The 3,527-nt window shown below is 62.6% G+C and carries 2 protein-coding genes and 1 pseudogene; 1 reads left to right on the forward strand and 2 read right to left on the reverse strand.

Features of this window, described 5'->3' with window-relative positions; genetic code table 11:
* Positions 1 to 71: 71 nt before the first annotated feature.
* Together HX801_RS31085 and HX801_RS31090 are read right to left on the reverse strand one after the other, a co-directional pair.
* Positions 72 to 548 (reverse strand): annotated as a pseudogene (locus HX801_RS31085) (flavin reductase family protein); the annotation flags it as partial.
* A 59-nt stretch (positions 549 to 607) separates the two neighbouring features.
* Positions 608 to 1,777 carry a p-hydroxyphenylacetate 3-hydroxylase oxygenase component gene (locus tag HX801_RS31090; protein ID WP_087694959.1) on the reverse strand — a complete coding sequence of 390 codons (1,170 nt, stop codon included), beginning with the start codon at positions 1,775 to 1,777 and terminating at the stop codon, positions 608 to 610.
* 228 nt (positions 1,778 to 2,005) lie between these two features.
* Here HX801_RS31090 and HX801_RS31095 point away from each other — a divergent pair, with 228 nt between their 5' ends.
* Positions 2,006 to 3,493 carry an aldehyde dehydrogenase family protein gene (locus HX801_RS31095; RefSeq protein WP_177023377.1) on the forward strand — a complete coding sequence of 496 codons (1,488 nt, stop codon included), beginning with the start codon at positions 2,006 to 2,008 and terminating at the stop codon, positions 3,491 to 3,493.
* Positions 3,494 to 3,527: the final 34 nt, after the last annotated feature.

Genomic DNA, 3,527 nt, shown 5'->3' on the forward strand with positions numbered 1-3,527 from the left:
GCAAGCCCGCTCCCACATTGAACCTGCTTCAGCCTTCGATAGAGGTGTTCGCCCTACGGTTGCCGCTCCTCGATCCGCGCATACGCCCCCTGGTGATAGAGCAACGGCGCACGACCAAAATCATCGAAAGCCACCACCTTGCCAATCATGATCCAGTGATCGCCACCATCCACCTGCTGGTACTTCTCGCAGTGAAACCGCGCCGAGCAATCAGCGAAGACCGGTGAACCGCCCTCCCCGGGCTCGAATTCGATTTCGGCAAAGCGATCGTCCCTGGGCCGGGCGAAGTTGTTCGACAGGTGGATCTGATCGGCCGCCAGCACGTTGACCGCAAAATGGCTGGCCTGCTCGAACACCTCGTGGCTGTTGGAGCGTTTGTCGATGCTCCACAGCACCAGCGGCGGGTCCAGGGACACCGAGTTGAAGCTGTTGGCGGTGACACCCACTTTGCGCCCGCTGGCATCAGCGGCGGTGACCACGGTGACACCGGTGGCAAAGTTACCCAGGGCCCGGCGAAAGGCCCGTGGGTCGAAACTGTTATCAGACATGCAAGACTCCCGGACTGCATCAACGCGCAGTCCTGATGGTTGTGATGGCCGGGTCGGCGTCAAATCATGCTCGGATCAGGCTCGAGCCCCATCAGCTCACGCCCCAGGATCTGCGCGCACACGTCGTAATCGGTGTACGCATGGGCGCCGGTCATATGGGAATCGCGGAACAGACGCTGCATCTCGTTGTGCTCGAACCACGCATTGCCACCGGCGGCCTCGAACAAGCGGTCCACCGCCTGGATGCACATCTTGGTGGCGTACGCCTGGTTGGTACGCCAGAACGCCAGGGTCTCACGGCTCGGGTAACGGTGCTGTTCGCTGTGTTCGGCGTGTTCCTGCCAGGTCTTTTCCAGGAACGCCCGGGCGGCGGCCACCTGGTGTGTCGACTCGGCCAGGCGCATCAACGCCGGAGTCGCCGCCCCCACTGCCGCGCCGGTGTAGGCACGTACGCGGGTCCTGGTTTTTTCGCGGAATACTTCGAGCATGCGCTCGGCCACGCCCAGGCTCACGGTGGAGAAACCGCTGGCGAAATACGGGCGATACGGCGAGTAGAAAATCTTGCTGTCGGGGTACAGACCGAAGCCGGCGGACTTGCCTTCCATCATGTCCTTGGCTTTCTGGATGCGGTGTTCTGGCACCCGCACGTTGTCGATGATCAGGGTCTTGGTGCCGCTGCCTTTCATGCCGGCGGCGAACCAGTCATCGCGAATCTGATAGTCGCTGCGCGGCAGTACCGCGAAGCAATAGTCCTGGGTGCCCTCGGCGTTTTTACGGCGGAAACCGACAATCGCCCACTCGGCATGATCGCAACCGCTGCTCCAGCCCATTTCACCGCTGAACAGCACACCGCCCTCAACTTCTTCAGTGCGGCCAAACGGCGCGATGCTGCTGCTGGCGGTGGCATTCGGGTTATCGCCCCAGACTTCCTGCTGCAACTTGGCGGGAAACAACGCCAGTTGATGGCTGTGAGTGCACAACAGGCTCATGGCCCACGCGGTGCTGGCACAGGCGCCGGCCAGCAACGCGATGCAGTCGGCAAACTGCGGCAGGGAGATTTCCATGCCGCCAAAGGGTTTGGGTTGAAAGGCACGGTGCATGCCGATGCTCTTGAGCAGCGCAATGTTCTCGTCGGGAACCTTGCGGTCCTGCTCGGCCTGGAAGGCGTTGGCAGCGATGGTCGGCAGAATCGCCTTGAGATCTTCGAGGAGCGGGTTTGGCTTTTTCATGGACGGCCCTGCTTATTATTGGATGTCCGGCTGGCGTTCAAACTCAACGAACGGCGCTGGATGTGGGGCCAGTATGGAGCGGGCGACACCCCCGGAAAATGCACCTTCCACAGCCAAGATTGCACTTTCCACAGGCCTGGCAGCCACAGACATATCGCCCGGCAGGCACAGACAAGCCTGGCCCGGCGGCGCTGGTTACCCTCGGGCTTTTGCGAGCAGGAAAATCCCATGAGCGATATTGCGCTGCTGCCTGAAGTCCAGGCCTTCCTCCGTCGAAGCCATGCCTTGTTTATCGACGGCGGGTACGTCCAAAGCCATTCCGGCCAGGCTCTGGAAGTGATCAACCCGGCCACCGGCGAGGTGATCGCCCAGGTTGCCGATGCGGACCTGGCCGATATCGACACAGCGGTAGAATCGTCCCGGCGCGGCTTCCGGCAATGGTCCCAGGTCGCCCCAGCCATTCGCGGCAATATGCTGCTGAAACTCGCCGACCTGCTGGAGCAACACCGCGAAGCACTGGCGCAGATCGAAACCTGCCAGTCGGGCAAGATCATCCAGATTTCCCGGGCCTTCGAGGTCGATCAGGCGGCGCACTTCCTGCGTTACTACGCCGGCTGGGCCACCAAGATCAGCGGCCAGACCCTTACCCCGTCACTGCCCTCCTTCGCCGGCGAACGCTACACCGCGTTCACCCTGCGCGAACCGGTGGGCGTGGTAGTGGGCATCGTGCCGTGGAATTTCTCGACCATGATCGCCATCTGGAAACTCGCCTCGGCACTGGTGACCGGCTGCAGCATCATCATCAAGCCCAGCGAGTTCACCCCGCTGACCATCCTGCGCATCGCCGAACTGGCCATCGACGCCGGCCTGCCGGCGGGCGTGCTGAACGTGTTGACCGGTGGCGGCCATGTGGGCAAAGGCCTGGTGGAGCACCCGGGCACCGACAAGGTCTCGTTTACCGGCTCGGTGCCCACCGGCATCGCCGTGGGCCGCAGTGCCATGGGCGCCGGGTTGACCCGGGCGACCCTGGAACTGGGCGGCAAAAACTCCGCCGGATTCCTGCGGGATGTGGACCTCGACAAAGCGGTCAACGGCATCATCGAAGCCGGCTTCCTGCACTCCGGGCAAATCTGCGCGGCCGCCGAACGCTTCTTCGCCCACCGCTCGCAGATCGAGCCGATCATGGACAAACTGGCGCAACGCCTGGGCCGGTTGAACATCGGCTCGCCGCTGGACGAGCGCACCGAATTCGGCCCGGTGACCAACCGCCAGCACCAACAGAAACTCGAATGGTTTTTCGCCAAGGCCCGGGCCGAGAACAATACGATTGTCCACGGCGGCAAGCTGATCGACGGACCGGGGTGCTATGTGGAGCCCACCGTGATTCTCGCCAACACGATCCACGACACCCTGCTCAACGAAGAGACCTTCGGCCCGATCGCCACGTTTTTCCCCTACGACACCGAGGATGAGCTGCTGGAACTGATGAACAACACGCCTTACGGCCTGAGCGCCAGCCTCTGGACCAATGATCTGAGCAAGGCCCTGCGCATGGTGCCGGCGATCAACGCGGGGACGGTGTGGGTGAACATGCACACGATGCTCGACCCGGCGGTGCCGTTTGGCGGCAACAAGTCTTCGGGGGTGGGACGGGAGTTTGGCGGGGCGTTCATCGAGGATTACACCGAGCTCAAGTCGGTGATGATTCGCTACTGATAAACCGGGCGACCGATCGTTCCCACGCTCCGCG

The organism is Pseudomonas sp. G1002 (assembly GCF_013385455.1).
In the GTDB taxonomy this organism is placed as follows: domain Bacteria; phylum Pseudomonadota; class Gammaproteobacteria; order Pseudomonadales; family Pseudomonadaceae; genus Aquipseudomonas.

Coding starts and splice junctions, on each gene's coding strand:
- HX801_RS31095 (WP_177023377.1), top strand. CDS start 2,006: ATGAGCGATATTGCGCTGCTGCCTGAAGTCCAGGCCTTCCTCCGTCGA.
- HX801_RS31090 (WP_087694959.1), bottom strand. CDS start 1,777: ATGAAAAAGCCAAACCCGCTCCTCGAAGATCTCAAGGCGATTCTGCCG.